Raw genomic sequence first — 16,204 nt, forward strand, 5'->3', positions numbered from 1 at the left:
CTGGCGTTTACCGATTTTCCAGTAGTATCCGGCCCATGACTGCCTCTACCTATATCGGGCGATTTGCCCCCACGCCCAGCGGCCACTTGCACTTTGGCTCCCTGGTCGCCGCCCTCGCCTCCTACCTTGATGCCCGCGCCAACCATGGCCGCTGGTTGATGCGTATGGAGGACCTCGACCCACCCCGCGAAGAACCGGGCGCCCAGGCGGCGATCCTACACGCCCTGGAAAGCTATGGCTTCGAATGGGACGGGGAACTAGTCCGACAAAGCGAGCGGCATGAAGCCTACGCCAAAGTACTGAACGACCTGTTCAACCATGGCCTGGCCTACGCCTGCACCTGTTCACGCAAGCAACTGGAAGCCTACAACGGGATTTACCCGGGGCTGTGCCGCAACGCCGGGCACGAGCAGCAGGACGCCGCCATTCGTTTGCGTGTGCCTGAGCTTGCGTATCACTTTACCGACCGTGTGCAGGGCGAATTCCGACAGCATTTGGGCCGCGATGTCGGCGACTTCATCATCCGCCGCCGTGACGGGCTTTATGCCTACCAATTGGCCGTGGTGCTCGACGATGCCTGGCAGGGTGTCACCGATATCGTGCGCGGCGCCGATCTACTGGACTCCACGCCGCGTCAACTCTACCTGCAAGAACTGCTGGGCCTGCGTCAACCGCGCTATTTACACGTACCGCTGATCACCCAACCGGACGGCAACAAGCTGGGCAAATCCTACCGTTCGCCACCGTTGACACCCGACCAGGCCACGCCTTTGTTATTGAGAGCACTGCGCGCCCTGGGCCAGCAACCGGGCGCCGAGCTGCTGCACGCCAGCCCACGGGAGCTACTGGATTGGGGGATTGCGCACTGGGACGCGACCAAGATCCCGCGCACACTCACGCTGGCCGAAGCGCAATTGAACTGAAGGCGCTTGCAGCTTGCCAAGCATCCGTTACCATCGCCGCACGTTTTTACACAGAGGCCAACATGTACATCTATCGATTGGTCCTGCTGCTGGTCGTCGGGATCTACCTGTTTTCTCCCGCCATCATGGATTGGTGGATCGACGCCACGGGCGCCTGGTATCGCCCCTATCTGCTGTGGCTGATCCTGATCGTCGTGACCTTCATCCTGCAGAGCCAAAAAGATGCCGATGAGCTTTAGTCTCACCCAGATGCTGCTGATCAGCGCCGCCTACCTGGCCGCGTTGTTCGGGGTGGCCTGGATCAGTGAGCGCGGAATGATTCCGCGGGCGATCATTCGCCATCCGTTGACCTACACCTTGTCCCTGGGCGTCTACGCCAGCGCCTGGGCGTTTTATGGCACCGTGGGCCTGGCCTACCAATATGGCTATGGGTTTCTCTCCAGCTACCTTGGCGTGTCCGGTGCGTTCCTGTTGGCGCCGGTGCTGCTGTACCCAATCCTGAAAATCACCCGCACCTATCAGCTTTCCTCCCTGGCCGACCTGTTTGCCTTCCGCTTCCGCAGCACGTGGGCGGGTGCCTTGACTACCGTGTTCATGCTGATCGGCGTGCTGCCGTTGCTGGCCCTGCAGATCCAGGCCGTGGCGGACTCCATCAGCATCCTGACCCGCGAGCCTGTGCAACATCGCGTGGCGCTGGCCTTCTGTGCGCTGATCACGCTGTTCACGATTTTCTTCGGCTCGCGCCATATCGCCACTCGCGAGAAACACGAAGGTCTGGTCTTTGCGATCGCCTTCGAGTCGGTGATCAAGTTGATCGCCATCGGCGGCGTCGGTCTCTACGCGCTCTACGGCGTGTTCGACGGCCCGCAACAGCTTGAACTGTGGCTGCTGCAGAACCAGACCGCTCTCGCCGCCTTGCACACGCCGCTGCAAGAAGGCCCGTGGCGCACGCTGTTGCTGGTGTTCTTCGCCTCGGCGATCGTGATGCCGCACATGTATCACATGACCTTTACCGAAAACCTCAACCCGCGCTCGCTGGTCAGTGCCAGTTGGGGCTTGCCGCTGTTCCTGCTGCTGATGAGCCTGGCAGTGCCGCTGATCCTGTGGGCCGGCCTGAAGCTGGGCGCGACCACCAATCCCGAATACTTCACGCTCGGCATCGGCATTGCCGCCAACAACCCGGCCCTGGCGCTGCTGGCTTACGTTGGCGGGCTTTCCGCCGCCAGCGGGTTGATCATCGTCACCACCCTGGCGCTGTCGGGCATGGCGCTCAACCACCTGGTGCTGCCGCTGTACCAGCCGCCGGCCGAGGGCAATATCTACCGCTGGCTGAAATGGACACGCCGTGCGCTGATCGTCGCGATCATCATGGCCGGCTACGGCTTCTACCTGCTGCTGGGCGCCGGGCAAGACCTGGCCAATCTGGGCATCGTCGCGTTCGTCGCCACCTTGCAGTTCCTGCCGGGGGTGCTGTCGGTGCTGTATTGGCCGACGGCCAACCGTCGTGGGTTTATCGCCGGGCTGCTGGCGGGCATCCTGGTGTGGATCGTCACCATGCTCTTGCCGTTGGTCGGCAACCTGCAGGGTTTCTACATTCCGCTGCTGAACATGATTTACGTGCTGGACGACACCAGCTGGCACATGGCGGCCATCGCCTCGCTGGCCGCCAACGTCCTGATGTTCACCCTGATTTCGCTGTTCACCAACGCCAGCCCGGAAGAAACCAGCGCCGCCGAAGCCTGTGCGGTGGATAACGTGCGCCGGCCGCAACGCCGCGAGTTGCATGCGGCGTCGCCCCAGGAGTTCGCCACACAACTGGCCAAGCCCCTCGGTGCCAAGGCCGCACAAAAAGAAGTCGAGCAAGCGCTGCGCGATCTGTACCTGCCGTTCGACGAGCGGCGCCCGTATGCACTGCGTCGTTTGCGTGACCGTATCGAAGCCAATCTCTCGGGCCTGATGGGTCCGAGCGTGTCCCAGGACATGGTGGAAACCTTCCTGCCCTACAAGGCGGGCGGCGAAAACTACGTCACCGAAGATATCCACTTCATCGAAAGCCGCCTTGAGGACTACCACTCGCGCCTCACCGGCCTGGCCGCCGAACTCGATGCCCTGCGCCGCTACCACCGTCAGACGCTGCAAGAGCTGCCGATGGGCGTGTGTTCCCTGGCCAAGGACCAGGAGATCCTCATGTGGAACAAGGCCATGGAGGAACTCACCGGTATCGCCGCCCAGCGCGTCGTGGGCTCGCGCCTGAATACCCTGGGCGAACCGTGGAAGGAGTTGCTGCAAGGTTTCATCAACCTGCCCGACGAACACTTGCACAAGCAGCACCTGGCCCTCGACGGCCAGACCCGTTGGCTCAACCTGCACAAGGCTGCGATCGACGAGCCGCTGGCACCGGGTAACAGTGGCCTGGTGTTGTTGGTGGAAGACTTGACCGAAACCCAGATGCTCGAAGACAAGCTGGTGCACTCCGAGCGACTGGCCAGTATTGGCCGCCTGGCAGCAGGCGTTGCCCATGAAATCGGCAATCCGATCACCGGTATCGCCTGCCTTGCGCAGAACCTGCGGGAAGAGCGCGAAGAAGACGGCGAAATCACCGAAATCAGCGGGCAGATCCTCGAACAAACCAAGCGTGTTTCGCGCATCGTGCAGTCGCTCATGAGCTTTGCCCACGCAGGCGCCCATCAGAATCAGGACGAAGCCGTCTGCCTGGCTGAAGTGGCGCAGGATGCCATTGGGCTGCTGGCCTTGAACCGGCGCAATTTCGAAGTACAGTTCTTCAACTTGTGTGATCCGGACCATTGGGTCGATGGCGACTCACAACGCCTGGCCCAAGTGCTGATCAACCTGCTGTCCAACGCCCGCGACGCAACCCCGGCGGGTGGCGCGGTAAGGGTCAAGACCGAGGCTTTCGAGCACACGGTCGACCTGATCGTCGAGGACGAAGGCAGCGGCATTCCACAGAACATCATGGACCGATTGTTCGAACCCTTCTTCACCACCAAGGACCCCGGTGAAGGTACCGGTCTGGGCCTTGCACTGGTCTATTCCATCGTTGAAGAGCATTATGGACAAATCACCATCGACAGCCCGGCTGACACCGAAAGCCAACGCGGCACCCGTATTCGGGTGACCTTGCCGCGTCATGTCGAAGCGACGTCCGCTGTGAACTGAGACCGTCGAGAGAATTGAATCAATGCCGCACATTTTGATCGTCGAAGACGAAACCATTATCCGCTCTGCCTTGCGTCGCCTGCTTGAACGTAATCAGTACCAGGTCAGCGAAGCCGGCTCGGTGCAGGAAGCCCAGGAGCGGTTCAGCATTCCCACGTTCGACCTGATTGTGAGTGACCTGCGCCTGCCGGGCGCTCCGGGCACCGAGCTGATCAAGCTTGGCCAGGGCACCCCGGTGCTGATCATGACCAGCTACGCCAGCCTGCGCTCGGCGGTGGACTCCATGAAGATGGGCGCGGTGGACTACATCGCCAAGCCTTTCGACCATGACGAAATGCTCCAGGCCGTGGCCCGCATCCTGCGTGACCGTCAGTCGGCCAGCAGCGCACCGGCCGAACAGCGTCCTTCCGGCAAGGCTGCCGACAAGCCAGGGGTGGATAACAGCAACGGCGAAATCGGCATCATCGGCTCCTGCCCGCCGATGCAGGACCTGTACGGCAAGATCCGCAAGGTCGCGCCTACTGACTCCAATGTGTTGATCCAGGGCGAGTCAGGCACCGGTAAAGAGCTGGTGGCTCGCGCCCTGCACAACCTGTCCAAGCGCGCCAAGGCGCCGATGATCTCGGTGAACTGCGCAGCCATCCCTGAATCGCTGATCGAATCCGAATTGTTCGGTCACGAAAAAGGTGCGTTCACCGGCGCCAGCGCCGGGCGTGCGGGCCTGGTCGAAGCCGCGGACGGCGGCACGCTGTTCCTCGACGAAATCGGCGAGCTGCCCCTGGAAGCCCAGGCCCGTTTGCTGCGCGTGTTGCAGGAAGGCGAGATTCGCCGTGTCGGTTCGGTGCAATCGCAGAAGGTCGATGTGCGCCTGATCGCGGCGACCCACCGTGACCTCAAGAGTCTGGCCAAGATCGGCCAGTTCCGTGAAGACTTGTATTACCGCCTGCACGTGATCGCCCTCAAGCTGCCGGCCCTGCGTGAGCGTGGCGCTGACGTCAACGAGATCGCCAATGCATTCCTGCTGCGCCAGAGCGCGCGCATCAACCGTACCGACCTCAAGTTTGCTCCGGACGCCGAACAGGCCATCCGGCATTACTCGTGGCCGGGTAACGTGCGGGAACTGGAAAATGCGGTAGAGCGTGCGGTAATCCTGTCGGAGAGCCCGGAAATCTCTGCCGAGCTGCTGGGTATCGACATCGAGCTGAGCGACTTGGAAGACGACGATTTCATCGGCCTGGCCCCGCAACAGGGCAGCGGTAGCAATACCAGCCATGAGCCGACGGAAGATTTGTCACTGGAGGACTACTTCCAGCATTTCGTTCTCGAGCATCAGGACCACATGACCGAGACTGAACTGGCCCGCAAGCTGGGCGTAAGCCGTAAGTGCCTGTGGGAACGCCGCCAGCGCCTGGGTATTCCACGGCGCAAGACCGGGGTGGCCAGCGAGAGTTGAGGGCGCGCCCCCACAGGTAACACCCTCAGATGTGAAAAAACTGTTACCGCTGATTTTTCACGTAACAAAAGCCGGGGCTTACGGTAACGAAGCCCCGGCTTTTTTTGGCCTGTCAAAAACCAAAAAACACCTTAAACCCCCGGAATCATTGGCCGGTGCAAAAGTTGGCACGCACCCTGCTATATGCTTAGTACAAAAACAATAACAAGCTTTGTACAAGACAATAAAAATAAGACGAATCGACTCACGCATAACAAAAACAACACGGCGGAGGCGCAGCTAACTGATTCTTTTGGAGAGGCGTTGCATTTGGGGCTTGCCCCGCAACCAGGCCGAGAACAACAAAAACTGCCCTAAGGCAGAGCCTGAACTGGTTGGATCGTAGATCAGCAACACAGCGACCAAAGCAATCCGTTTGCTCTTGACTCTCGATTGGGAGTGCCATGAAGGTGAAGCTTCATGGCGAGGGCGATCAACAAAAACAAGAAGCCCGAAATCAATAATAAAAATAGAGCACGCAACTACTTCTGGGGGAGCTTCGGCTCCCCTTGTAGTTTCTGCGATTTGACCTTCCAAGGCTTATGGCGCAAGGCCTGCAGCTTGTTCCTACACCATCCCCCGACTAAATGCTAGAATCCCCGCCCATCATGCGGTCATTCTTCGTTATGGCCGAACATTCCTTCAAACAGTGCATCCCATGCTGAAGAAGTTGTTCCAGTCATTCCGTTCTCCCTTGCGTCGTACGCAACACAAACGCAGCACGCCTGAAGTGCTCAACAGCAGCCAACATTCGCTGCAACGCGCTCAATTCAGCCGTTATGCGGTGAACATCGTCGAACGCCTGCAGAACGCCGGCTACCAGGCTTACCTGGTCGGTGGCTGTGTGCGCGACATGCTGCTCAATATCACGCCCAAGGACTTCGACGTCGCCACCAGTGCCACGCCCGAGCAAGTGCGTGCCGAATTCCGCAATGCGCGAATCATCGGTCGTCGCTTCAAGCTGGTGCACATCCACTTTGGTCGCGAAATCATTGAGGTCGCCACCTTCCGCGCCGGTCATCCGCAAAGCGATGAAGAAGAAGACACCAACCAGTCTTCGCGCAACGAAAGCGGCCGCATCCTGCGTGACAACGTCTATGGCACCCTGGAAGAAGATGCGCAGCGCCGCGACTTCACCATCAACGCCTTGTATTACGACCCGGTCAGCGAGCGCATTCTCGATTACGCCAATGGCGTACACGACATCCGCAACAACCTGATCCGTCTGATCGGCGACCCGGTCCAGCGCTACCAGGAAGACCCGGTGCGCATGCTGCGGGCAGTGCGGTTTGCCGCCAAGCTGAACTTCGGCATCGAGAAGCACACCGCCGCGCCGATTCGCGACCTGGCGCCGATGCTGCGCGAGATTCCTTCGGCACGCCTGTTTGAAGAAGTGCTCAAGCTGTTCCTCTCGGGATACGCCGCCGACACCTTCGAAATGCTGGTGGACCTGCAGCTGTTCGACCCACTGTTCCCGGCCAGCGCCGAAGCACTGGAATACAACCCGACGTACACCCACACCCTGATCAGCGAAGCCCTGATCAACACCGACCTGCGCATCAAGCAGAACAAACCGGTCACCCCGGCGTTCCTGTTTGCCGCCCTGTTGTGGCCGGCCCTGCCAAAACGCGTGTTGCGCCTGCAAGACCGTGGCATGCCGCCGATTCCGGCCATGCAGGAAGCTGCGCACGAGCTGATCGCCGAGCAGTGCCAACGCATCGCTATTCCGAAGCGCTTCACGATGCCGATCCGCGAGATCTGGGACATGCAGGAACGCCTGCCACGCCGCAGCGGCAAACGCGCCGACCTGCTCCTGGACAACCCGCGCTTCCGTGCGGGCTACGACTTCCTGCTGCTGCGTGAAAGCGCTGGCGAGCAGACCGACGGCCTGGGCGACTGGTGGACCGACTACCAGGACGCCAACGACAGCGAGCGCCGCGACATGATCCGTGACCTCGGCAGCAAGGGTGACGGTGAAGGCGCAGGCCCGAAAAAGCGTCGTCGCAGTGGCACCAAGCGTAAACGCAGTGCGGCTGACGCTTCGGGCGAATAAACGTGGAGCACATCTACATCGGCATGGGCAGCAACCTGGCTGCCCCGGACCAGCAATTGCGCAGCGCCATCGAAGCACTGGCGCAATTGCCCGGCACATCCGTCGCTGGCGTGTCGGCCTTCTACCAAAGTGACTCCCTGCTCCCGGGCCAACCGCGCTACACCAACGCGGTGGCCGCCCTGGACAGCAGCCTCGCGCCGCTGGAACTGCTCGATGCCTTGCAGGCTATCGAGAACGATCAGGGCCGTGAGCGCCTTGAACGTTGGGGCCCGCGCACCCTGGACCTGGACATCCTGCTGTTTGGCGATCGCCTGATCGACGAACCGCGCCTGAAGGTGCCGCACTACCAGATGCACCTGCGGGCGTTTGTGCTGTATCCGCTGGCTGAGCTGGCACCGGCCGCGTTGCAATTACCCAACGGTCAGCGGCTCAGCGATCTGTTGGCCGCGTGCCCATTCGTCGGCCTGGAACGCCTGCCCCAAGACTGACTCGGTCAATGTGGGAGCTGGCTTGCCTGCGATAGCATCACCTCGGCCTCACTGAAAGACCGAGGCGCCTGCATCGCAGGCAAGCCAGCTCCCACATTTTGATCCCATGTAGCCTGAAAACGCCGCTGAAGTTGCTGAATCGCGTCAGTAACAGCGGTAACACCGCCGTCGTAACAATGCGGTAACACATCCAATTGACTTCCCGTGTCCCCATCACGACTATAGGCGTCCCGCTGCCGTCAACACGGCGCTCAAGGGCGCAATCCAGGCCTTATAAGCACTGCTCTCAAGACAGTGCGCCTGTATAAACGAAGACTCACGCGCGTTACTCGCTGTTTCCAAGCGCCTGAACGAGGACCCTTTTCATGCCAGACATTACCCTGACCACCTTGCAGAGCCTCAAGCTCAAAGGTGAAAAAATCACCATGCTGACCTGCTACGACGCCACCTTCGCCCACGCCAGTTGCCAGGCGGGTGTGGAGGTGTTGCTGGTGGGTGACTCCCTGGGCATGGTTCTTCAAGGGAATGACAGCACCCTGCCTGTGACGACCGATGACCTCGCTTACCACACTGCCAGCGTCAAACGCGGCAACGACGGTGCGTTCATCATTGCTGACCTGCCGTTCATGGGTTACGCAACACTCGAACAGACCTTCCAGAACGCCGGCAAGCTGATGCAAGCCGGTGCGCACATGATCAAAGTGGAAGGCGCCGTGTGGCTGGCCGAATCCATCCGCCTGCTGGCGGAACGTGGCGTGCCGGTGTGTGCACATATGGGCCTGACGCCGCAGTCGGTGAACATCCTCGGCGGCTACAAGGTTCAAGGCCGTAATGAGGCTCAGGCACGCCAGATGCGTGCCGACGCGATTGCCCTGGAACAAGCCGGCGCCGCAATGATCCTGCTGGAGTGCGTGCCCAGCGAACTCGCCGCCGAAATCACCCAGGCCGTCAAAGTGCCGGTCATCGGCATTGGCGCGGGTTCGGCCACCGACGGCCAAGTGCTGGTGGTGCATGACATGCTCGGCCTGTCGATCAGCGGCCGCGTGCCCAAGTTCGTGAAGAACTTCATGGCCGGCCAGGACAGCATCCATGCCGCCTTGAGCGCCTACGTCGCTGAAGTCAAAGCCGTTACCTTCCCTGGCGTCGAACACGGATTCTCTGCATGAACACCGTAAAAACCGTACGTGAACTGCGGGCTGCCGTGGCCCACGCCCGCAGCGCCGGCAAACGCATTGGCTTTGTGCCCACCATGGGCAACCTGCACAGCGGCCACGCCACTCTGGTCACCAAAGCCGCGCAACAGGCGGACTTCGTGGTGGCGAGCATCTTCGTCAACCCGCTGCAGTTCGGCGCCGGCGAAGACCTGGACAAGTACCCGCGCACCTTGGCGGCCGACCAGGAAAAGCTGCTGCAAGCCGGCTGCAACCTGCTGTTCGCACCCACCGTCGAAGAAATGTACCCGGGCGGCATGACCGGCCAGACGCGCGTCAGTGTGCCGCAACTCTCCGAAGGCCTGTGCGGCGCCAGCCGCCCCGGGCACTTCGAGGGCGTGGCCACGGTGGTGAGCAAGCTGTTCAACATGGTCCAGCCGGACATGGCCGTGTTTGGCCAGAAGGACTACCAGCAATTGGCCGTGATCCGCGCCATGGTCCACGACCTGAACATGCCGATCCAGATCATCGGCGAGCCCACCGTGCGCGCCGACGACGGCCTTGCGCTGTCGTCGCGCAATGGTTACCTCACCGACGAGCAACGTGCCATTGCCCCGGTGCTGTACCGCAGCCTCAGCCAGATTGCCGAGGCGATCAAAGCCGGTGAGCATGATTTCGCCAAGCTGCGCGCCGAGCAGGTCCAGCAGATCGAAGCCGCCGGCTTGCGCATCGACTACCTCGAAGTTCGCCAAGGCGCGCACCTGCGGCCCGCCACGGCCGAGGACCGCGACATCGTGATACTGGTGGCCGCCTACCTGGGCGCCACGCGCTTGATCGACAACCTGCACCTGAACCTGGCCTGACACTCCCCGCCTTTTCCCACCTCAAAAACAGCACGCCTGTTGCCCTGTCCGCTGTGCCGGTATAAAAAAGTACCGGCTACAGCGCAGACAAAGCCAAGACATATTCACACGCTAGGTTTAATGTAATCGCCCTGCGCTCTTGGTTAGCGCTGTCCGGGGTCGGCCGCTTGAACAAAGCAGGACGTTCCGGACTTTGAAGTGTCCTAAAGGCAGTCCCCGTAATAAAAGGAAACCCGCAGCGATGGCGTACTACCGCACTCCTCATGACGTTACCGCTCTGCCCGCCTGGCAAGCGCTCAATCAACATCGCCAAGCCATGCAGGATTTCAGCATGCGCGAAGCGTTCAATGCCGATCCTCAGCGTTTCTCCCAGTTCACCTTGAGCAGCTGCGGACTTTTCCTCGATTACTCGAAAAACCTGATCACCAGCGAAACCCGCGACTTGCTCGTGGGTTTGGCCAAGGAAGTCGGTCTCAAAGACGCGATCAACTCGCTGTATGCAGGCGAGCCGGTCAACTCCTCCGAAGGCCGCCCTGCCCTGCACACCGCCCTGCGCCGCCCAGTGGGCGACAAGCTATCGGTCAACGGCGTGAACATCATGCCGGACGTGCACAAGGTGCTGAACCAGATCACTGACCTGGTCGGCCGCATCCACGACGGCCTGTGGCGTGGCTACACCGAGAAGCCGATCACCGACGTAGTGAACATCGGTATCGGTGGCTCGTTCCTCGGCCCGGAGCTGGTGTCCGAAGCGCTGTTGTCCTACGCCCACAAAGGCGTGCGCTGCCATTATCTGGCGAACATCGACGGCAGCGAGTTCCACGAGCTGACCATGAAGCTGCGCGCCGAGACCACGCTGTTCATCGTTTCGTCGAAATCCTTCAACACCCTGGAAACCCTGAAGAACGCCCAGGCCGCCCGTGCCTGGTACCTGGCCCAGGGGGGCTCGGAAGCCGAGCTGTACCGCCACTTCATCGCCGTATCGAGCAACAACGCCGCGGCCGTGGCCTTCGGTATCCGCGAGGAGAACATCTTCCCGATGTGGGACTGGGTTGGCGGCCGTTACTCGCTGTGGTCGGCCATCGGCTTGCCTATCGCGCTGGCCATCGGCATGTCCAACTTCAAGGAGTTGCTGTCCGGTGCCTACACCATGGACCAGCATTTCCAGAACGCGCCGTTCGAACAGAACATGCCCGTGCTGCTGGGCCTGCTGGGCGTGTGGTACGGCAACTTCTGGGGCGCGCAGAGCCACGCGATCCTGCCGTACGACCACTACCTGCGTAACATCACCAAGCACCTGCAACAGCTGGACATGGAATCCAACGGCAAAAGCGTGCGCCAGGACGGCACGCCCGTGTCCACCGATACCGGCCCGGTGATCTGGGGCGGCGTCGGCTGCAACGGTCAGCACGCGTACCACCAGTTGCTGCACCAAGGGACCCAACTGATCCCGGCCGACTTCATCGTGCCGATCGTCAGCTTCAACCCGGTCTCTGACCACCACCAGTGGCTGTACGCCAACTGCCTGTCCCAGAGCCAGGCGCTGATGCTCGGCAAGACCCGCGCCGAAGCCGAAGCCGAGCTGCGCGACAAGGGCATCCCGGAAGCCGAAGTTCAGAAGCTGGCCCCGCACAAGGTGATCCCGGGCAACCGTCCGAGCAACACCCTGGTGGTTGAGCGCATCAGCCCGCGCCGCTTGGGCGCGCTGGTCGCCATGTATGAACACAAAGTGTTTGTGCAGAGCGTGATCTGGGGCATCAACGCCTTCGACCAATGGGGTGTGGAGCTGGGTAAAGAGCTGGGCAAAGGCGTGTACAACCGCCTGACCGGCGCCGAAGAAACCTCGGCCGAGGACGCTTCGACCCAGGGCCTGATCAACTACTTCCGTGGTCGTCACCGCGGCTAAGGGATCGGCACTACACTGATGGTCTGAAATGGCGGGAGCACACCTTCCTGTGTAGGAGCCGGCTTGCCGGCGATGGCGTCCGAAAGATCGCCATCGCCGCGGTGCGACGATTCGACAAGCCGGCTCCTACACACAGGGCGCTCCCCTCTTGTCCCTAAAACAAGAATAAGGACCGCTCATGTTCGATATCAGCTCATTTCCCACCGCCGATGCCGTCCGCCGAGCTGCGCAGCTCAGCCAAGAGGACTACAAGCGTCTCTATCGCCAGTCCATCGAACAGCCCGACACCTTCTGGGCCGAACAGGCCAAGGGCTTCCTTGACTGGATCAAACCCTGGCACACCGTTCAAATCTCAGACATCAAGACCGGCGCAGCGCAATGGTTTGCCGGTGCTCAGCTGAACGTCAGCTACAACTGCATCGACCGTCACCTGGCACAACGTGCCGATCAACCGGCCTTCATCTGGGAAGGCGATGACCCGACAACATCATCCACAATCACCTACCGCCAACTGCACCAAAACGTATGCCGCCTGGCCAATGTGCTGAAAAGCCGTGGCGTGAAGAAAGGCGACCGCGTGTGCATCTACATGCCAATGATCCCGGAAGCAGCCTACGCGATGCTGGCCTGTACGCGTATTGGTGCCGTGCACTCCGTCGTGTTTGGCGGGTTCTCGCCCGACGCGCTGCGCGACCGCATTCTCGACGCCGACTGTCGCACCGTGATCACCGCTGACGAAGGCGTACGCGGTGGCAAGCCGGTGGCGCTGAAACAGAACGTTGACAAGGCACTGGCCAGTTGCCCGAATGTGAGCACGGTGCTGGTGGTGGAACGCACCGGAGCAACCATTAACTGGAGCGAAGGCCGCGACCTCAACTATCAGTTCGCCCTGGAGGCCGCCAGCGACGACTGCCCGCCCGAGCCAATGGACGCCGAAGACCCGCTGTTCATCCTCTACACCTCCGGCAGCACCGGCAAACCCAAGGGCGTGCTGCACACCACCGGTGGCTATCTGCTGCAGGCGGCGATGACCTTCAAGTACGTGCTCGACTACCGCGACGGCGAAGTGTTCTGGTGTACTGCCGACGTGGGCTGGGTCACCGGCCACAGCTACATCGTGTACGGCCCGCTGGCCAATGGCGCCACCTCACTGATGTTCGAAGGGGTGCCCAGCTACCCGGACAGCTCGCGCTTCTGGCAAGTGATCGATAAACACCAGGTGAATATCTTCTACACCGCGCCCACCGCCTTGCGCGCCTTGATGCGTGAGGGCCACGGCCCGCTGGAAAACACCTCCCGGGCGAGCCTGCGGCTGCTGGGCAGCGTCGGCGAACCGATCAACCCGGAAGCCTGGGACTGGTATTTCAATGCCGTGGGCGAGCAGCGCTGCCCCATCGTCGACACCTGGTGGCAGACCGAAACGGGCGGCATCATGCTCAGCCCCTTGGTCAGCGCACAGCGCATCAAGCCCGGTTGCGCCACCCAGCCGATGTTCGGCGTGCAGCCGGTGCTGTTGGATGAACACGGCAAGGTGCTGCACGGGGCCGGCAGCGGCGTATTGGCGATCAAGGCCAGTTGGCCCGGGCAGATCCGCAGTGTCTATGGCGATCCGCAGCGCATGATCGACACCTACTTCAAACCCTACCTCGGCTACTACTTCACCGGCGATGGCGCTCGCCGCGATGAGGATGGCGACTACTGGATCACCGGGCGCATCGATGATGTGATCAACGTGTCCGGCCACCGTATCGGCACCGCCGAAGTAGAGAGCGCGCTGGTGCTGCATGACCAGGTCGCCGAAGCCGCGGTGGTGGGATACCCCCACGACGTCAAGGGCCAGGGCATCTATGCCTTCGTCACTCCCATGAATGGCGTGGAGCCCAGCGACACGCTGAAAAAACACCTGCTGGATCTGGTCAGCAAGGAAATCGGCAGCTTTGCCAAGCCGGAACTGATCCAATGGGCGCCAGCCCTGCCAAAAACCCGCTCCGGCAAGATCATGCGGCGTATCCTGCGCAAGATCGCCTGTAATGAGCTCGACAGCCTGGGCGACACCTCGACCCTGGCCGACCCAAGCGTGGTGGACGGCCTGATCGACAAACGCCTGAACCGATAGGAACCCTTGAGTCGCCATGGAATTTATCCGCAGCCGTATCGAAACCCAGTTGATGAGCCTCACCGGCTTGTCACTGGGCCAACTGGACCTGGAAAACCCCAAGGGCGATCCAGGCCTGTTCGGGCCCGACTCGGTGAGCTGGCAAGTGCATGGCGACTTCAGCAGCATGTTGATCGGCGGCATCAGCGCCTTGATGTTGCAAGCCTTGCACCCATTGGCCCTGGCGGGTGTGTGGGACCATTCGAATTTCCGCCAGGACATGCTCGGGCGTTTGCGGCGCACCTCGCAGTTCATCTCCGGCACCACCTTCGGCTCACGCCAAGACGCCGAATGGCTGATCGAAAAGGTGCGCACCATTCACCTGCAAGTGGTCGGCCATGCGCCGGATGGGCGGCCTTATGCGGCCAGCGATCCGGAGTTGCTGACGTGGGTGCACGTGGCGGAAGTCAGCAATTTTCTGGCGGCGCACCTGCGCTATCGCAACCCTCATCTCTCGGGGCGGGATCAAGACCGCTACTACAGCGAAATCGCCCTGGTAGCTGAACGCCTGGGCGCGCGGCATGTTCCCCGTTCACGGCAGGACGTTTCGGATTATCTGGAGCGTATCCGCCCTCAACTGTTGTGCGACGAACGCAGTCGCGAAGTGTTGCGTCTGCTGGTCAACGCGCCCGCCCCCAGCACCCTGGCCAAGCCCTTTGGCAGCTTGATGATGCAGGCCGGGATCGATCTGCTGCCGGAGTGGGCCAGTGCGATGCTCGAACAGCACCAAAGCCCGTTGCAGCGCCAGATGATCCGCGCCGGGGTAAGACGCAGTGCACCATTGCTGCGCTGGGCCATGCGCAATGGTTCGGTGCAACGCGCCCATCGGCGGATGGGGTTGATGTAGGCAACGCCGCATAACTGTTAAACTTCGCGCCCTCTTTTCCCAGCAAGGCGCGCTCCATGTCTCCCCTGAATCAGGCGCTGCGCGCCGCCCTCGACTATCGCCAAGACCTGATCAACGAGCTGCACGCCCAAGGCACCGACTGCTACCGGCTGTTCCATGGCAGCCAGGAGGGCGCCGGCGGCCTGACCATCGACCGCTATGGTCCGCAACTGCTGGTGCAAAGCTTCCACCAGTCGCTGGAAACCGCCGACCTGCTGGACCTGCATCAACTGATCAACCAGTACATGGGCCTGGAATTGTTGCTGGTCTACAACGACCGCTCCCGTGGCAATTCGCGGATCGACCGTGAAGACACGGTGTACCGCGCCGAACCTGCGGCACTGGTGGACCTGGTCGGCCAGGAGTGGGGCCTGAACTACCGTGTGCGCGGTCGTCATGCCGGGCAAGACCCGCTGCTGTTCCTCGATTTGCGCAACACGCGCGGTTGGGTCAAGGCGCACAGCGCCGGCAAGAGCGTGCTGAACCTGTTCGCCTACACCTGTGGCGTGGGCTTGAGCGCGGCAGCCGGAGGTGCGCGAGAGGTGTGCAACCTGGACTTTGCCGAGGGCAACCTGGCGGTCGGGCGCGAAAACGGCCTGTTAAACCCGCAACTGCCGACCATGGAGTTCGTGCAGTCCGATTACTTCCCGGCGATTCGCCAACTGGCTGGGCTGCCGATCACCCAGCGGCGCGGCCAGAAGCTGCCGAGCTACCCACGCCTCGAACAGCGTCAATATGACCTGGTGTTGCTCGACCCTCCGGCATGGGCCAAGAGCGCTTTCGGCACCGTCGATTTGTTGCGCGACTACCAAAGCCTGCTCAAGCCGGCACTGTTGGCCACCGCCGACAACGGCGTGCTGATCTGCTGCAACAATCTGGCTAAAGTCAGCATGGATGACTGGCGCGAACAGGTGCTGCGCTGCGCCGAAAAAGCCGGTCGCCCGGTCCGCGAGTGGACCGTCATGACACCTGGGGCTGACTTCCCGTCCCGTGACCAGCAGCCACCGCTGAAAACCCTGATCCTGCAACTGTAAGACTTATCCCAACGGAGCCTGTTCTTCGGAACCGAAAACCCGTGCCATACTCCAAGGCACTCTCGTTCGACACAGA

The 16,204-nt window shown here is 61.5% G+C and carries 12 protein-coding genes; all 12 read left to right on the forward strand.

What is annotated here, in order from left to right:
* Positions 1-35: 35 nt before the first annotated feature.
* The 12 genes from gluQRS (at position 36) to AC07OV_RS13595 (ending at position 16,128) form a co-directional block, all read left to right on the forward strand.
* Positions 36-923 carry a tRNA glutamyl-Q(34) synthetase GluQRS gene (gluQRS, locus tag AC07OV_RS13540; RefSeq protein ID WP_495092390.1) on the forward strand — a complete coding sequence of 296 codons (888 nt, stop codon included), beginning with the start codon at positions 36-38 and terminating at the stop codon, positions 921-923.
* A 62-nt stretch (positions 924-985) separates the two neighbouring features.
* The gene (locus AC07OV_RS13545) at positions 986-1,162 is read left to right on the forward strand and encodes a hypothetical protein (protein ID WP_003176118.1); all 177 of its coding nucleotides are present in this window, start codon (positions 986-988) and stop codon (positions 1,160-1,162) included.
* The gene (locus AC07OV_RS13550; RefSeq protein WP_176998409.1) at positions 1,146-4,100 is read left to right on the forward strand and encodes a sensor histidine kinase; all 2,955 of its coding nucleotides are present in this window, start codon (positions 1,146-1,148) and stop codon (positions 4,098-4,100) included. The genes AC07OV_RS13545 and AC07OV_RS13550 overlap by 17 nt, the downstream gene beginning before the upstream one ends.
* 22 nt (positions 4,101-4,122) lie before the next feature.
* Positions 4,123-5,553, forward strand: coding sequence for a sigma-54-dependent transcriptional regulator (locus AC07OV_RS13555; RefSeq protein WP_494997796.1), 1,431 nt, complete (start codon positions 4,123-4,125; stop codon positions 5,551-5,553).
* A gap of 697 nt (positions 5,554-6,250) precedes the next feature.
* Positions 6,251-7,645: a polynucleotide adenylyltransferase PcnB gene (locus AC07OV_RS13560; protein WP_176998411.1), complete on the forward strand. Its 1,395-nt coding sequence runs from the start codon at positions 6,251-6,253 to the stop codon at positions 7,643-7,645.
* A 2-nt stretch (positions 7,646-7,647) separates the two neighbouring features.
* The gene (gene folK, locus AC07OV_RS13565; protein WP_494997794.1) at positions 7,648-8,133 is read left to right on the forward strand and encodes a 2-amino-4-hydroxy-6-hydroxymethyldihydropteridine diphosphokinase; all 486 of its coding nucleotides are present in this window, start codon (positions 7,648-7,650) and stop codon (positions 8,131-8,133) included.
* Positions 8,134-8,498: 365 nt separating this feature from the next.
* The gene (panB, locus tag AC07OV_RS13570) at positions 8,499-9,299 is read left to right on the forward strand and encodes a 3-methyl-2-oxobutanoate hydroxymethyltransferase (protein WP_176998413.1); all 801 of its coding nucleotides are present in this window, start codon (positions 8,499-8,501) and stop codon (positions 9,297-9,299) included.
* Positions 9,296-10,147, forward strand: a complete 852-nt coding sequence (gene panC, locus AC07OV_RS13575) for a pantoate--beta-alanine ligase (protein ID WP_494997793.1) — start codon at positions 9,296-9,298, stop codon at positions 10,145-10,147. Before panB ends, panC begins: the two co-directional genes overlap by 4 nt.
* A 241-nt stretch (positions 10,148-10,388) precedes the next feature.
* Positions 10,389-12,053: a glucose-6-phosphate isomerase gene (gene pgi, locus AC07OV_RS13580; protein WP_176998415.1), complete on the forward strand. Its 1,665-nt coding sequence runs from the start codon at positions 10,389-10,391 to the stop codon at positions 12,051-12,053.
* Between the two features lie 178 nt (positions 12,054-12,231).
* Positions 12,232-14,169, forward strand: a complete 1,938-nt coding sequence (gene acs / locus AC07OV_RS13585; RefSeq protein WP_495092391.1) for an acetate--CoA ligase — start codon at positions 12,232-12,234, stop codon at positions 14,167-14,169.
* A 16-nt stretch (positions 14,170-14,185) separates the two neighbouring features.
* Positions 14,186-15,055, forward strand: coding sequence for an oxygenase MpaB family protein (locus AC07OV_RS13590; RefSeq protein ID WP_494997791.1), 870 nt, complete (start codon positions 14,186-14,188; stop codon positions 15,053-15,055).
* Between the two features lie 56 nt (positions 15,056-15,111).
* The gene (locus AC07OV_RS13595) at positions 15,112-16,128 is read left to right on the forward strand and encodes a class I SAM-dependent rRNA methyltransferase (protein WP_494997790.1); all 1,017 of its coding nucleotides are present in this window, start codon (positions 15,112-15,114) and stop codon (positions 16,126-16,128) included.
* Positions 16,129-16,204 lie beyond the last annotated feature (76 nt).

It is taken from the genome of Pseudomonas sp. GW821-FHT09A09 (assembly GCF_059418405.1).

Excerpts from the sequence above, each read along its gene's own strand:
- gluQRS (WP_495092390.1), top strand. The coding sequence starts at position 36 with ATGACTGCCTCTACCTATATCGGGCGATTTGCCCCCACGCCCAGCGGC.
- AC07OV_RS13545 (WP_003176118.1), top strand. The coding sequence starts at position 986 with ATGTACATCTATCGATTGGTCCTGCTGCTGGTCGTCGGGATCTACCTG.
- AC07OV_RS13550 (WP_176998409.1), top strand. The coding sequence starts at position 1,146 with ATGCCGATGAGCTTTAGTCTCACCCAGATGCTGCTGATCAGCGCCGCC.
- AC07OV_RS13555 (WP_494997796.1), top strand. The coding sequence starts at position 4,123 with ATGCCGCACATTTTGATCGTCGAAGACGAAACCATTATCCGCTCTGCC.
- AC07OV_RS13560 (WP_176998411.1), top strand. The coding sequence starts at position 6,251 with ATGCTGAAGAAGTTGTTCCAGTCATTCCGTTCTCCCTTGCGTCGTACG.
- panB (WP_176998413.1), top strand. The coding sequence starts at position 8,499 with ATGCCAGACATTACCCTGACCACCTTGCAGAGCCTCAAGCTCAAAGGT.
- panC (WP_494997793.1), top strand. The coding sequence starts at position 9,296 with ATGAACACCGTAAAAACCGTACGTGAACTGCGGGCTGCCGTGGCCCAC.
- pgi (WP_176998415.1), top strand. The coding sequence starts at position 10,389 with ATGGCGTACTACCGCACTCCTCATGACGTTACCGCTCTGCCCGCCTGG.
- acs (WP_495092391.1), top strand. The coding sequence starts at position 12,232 with ATGTTCGATATCAGCTCATTTCCCACCGCCGATGCCGTCCGCCGAGCT.
- AC07OV_RS13590 (WP_494997791.1), top strand. The coding sequence starts at position 14,186 with ATGGAATTTATCCGCAGCCGTATCGAAACCCAGTTGATGAGCCTCACC.
- AC07OV_RS13595 (WP_494997790.1), top strand. The coding sequence starts at position 15,112 with ATGTCTCCCCTGAATCAGGCGCTGCGCGCCGCCCTCGACTATCGCCAA.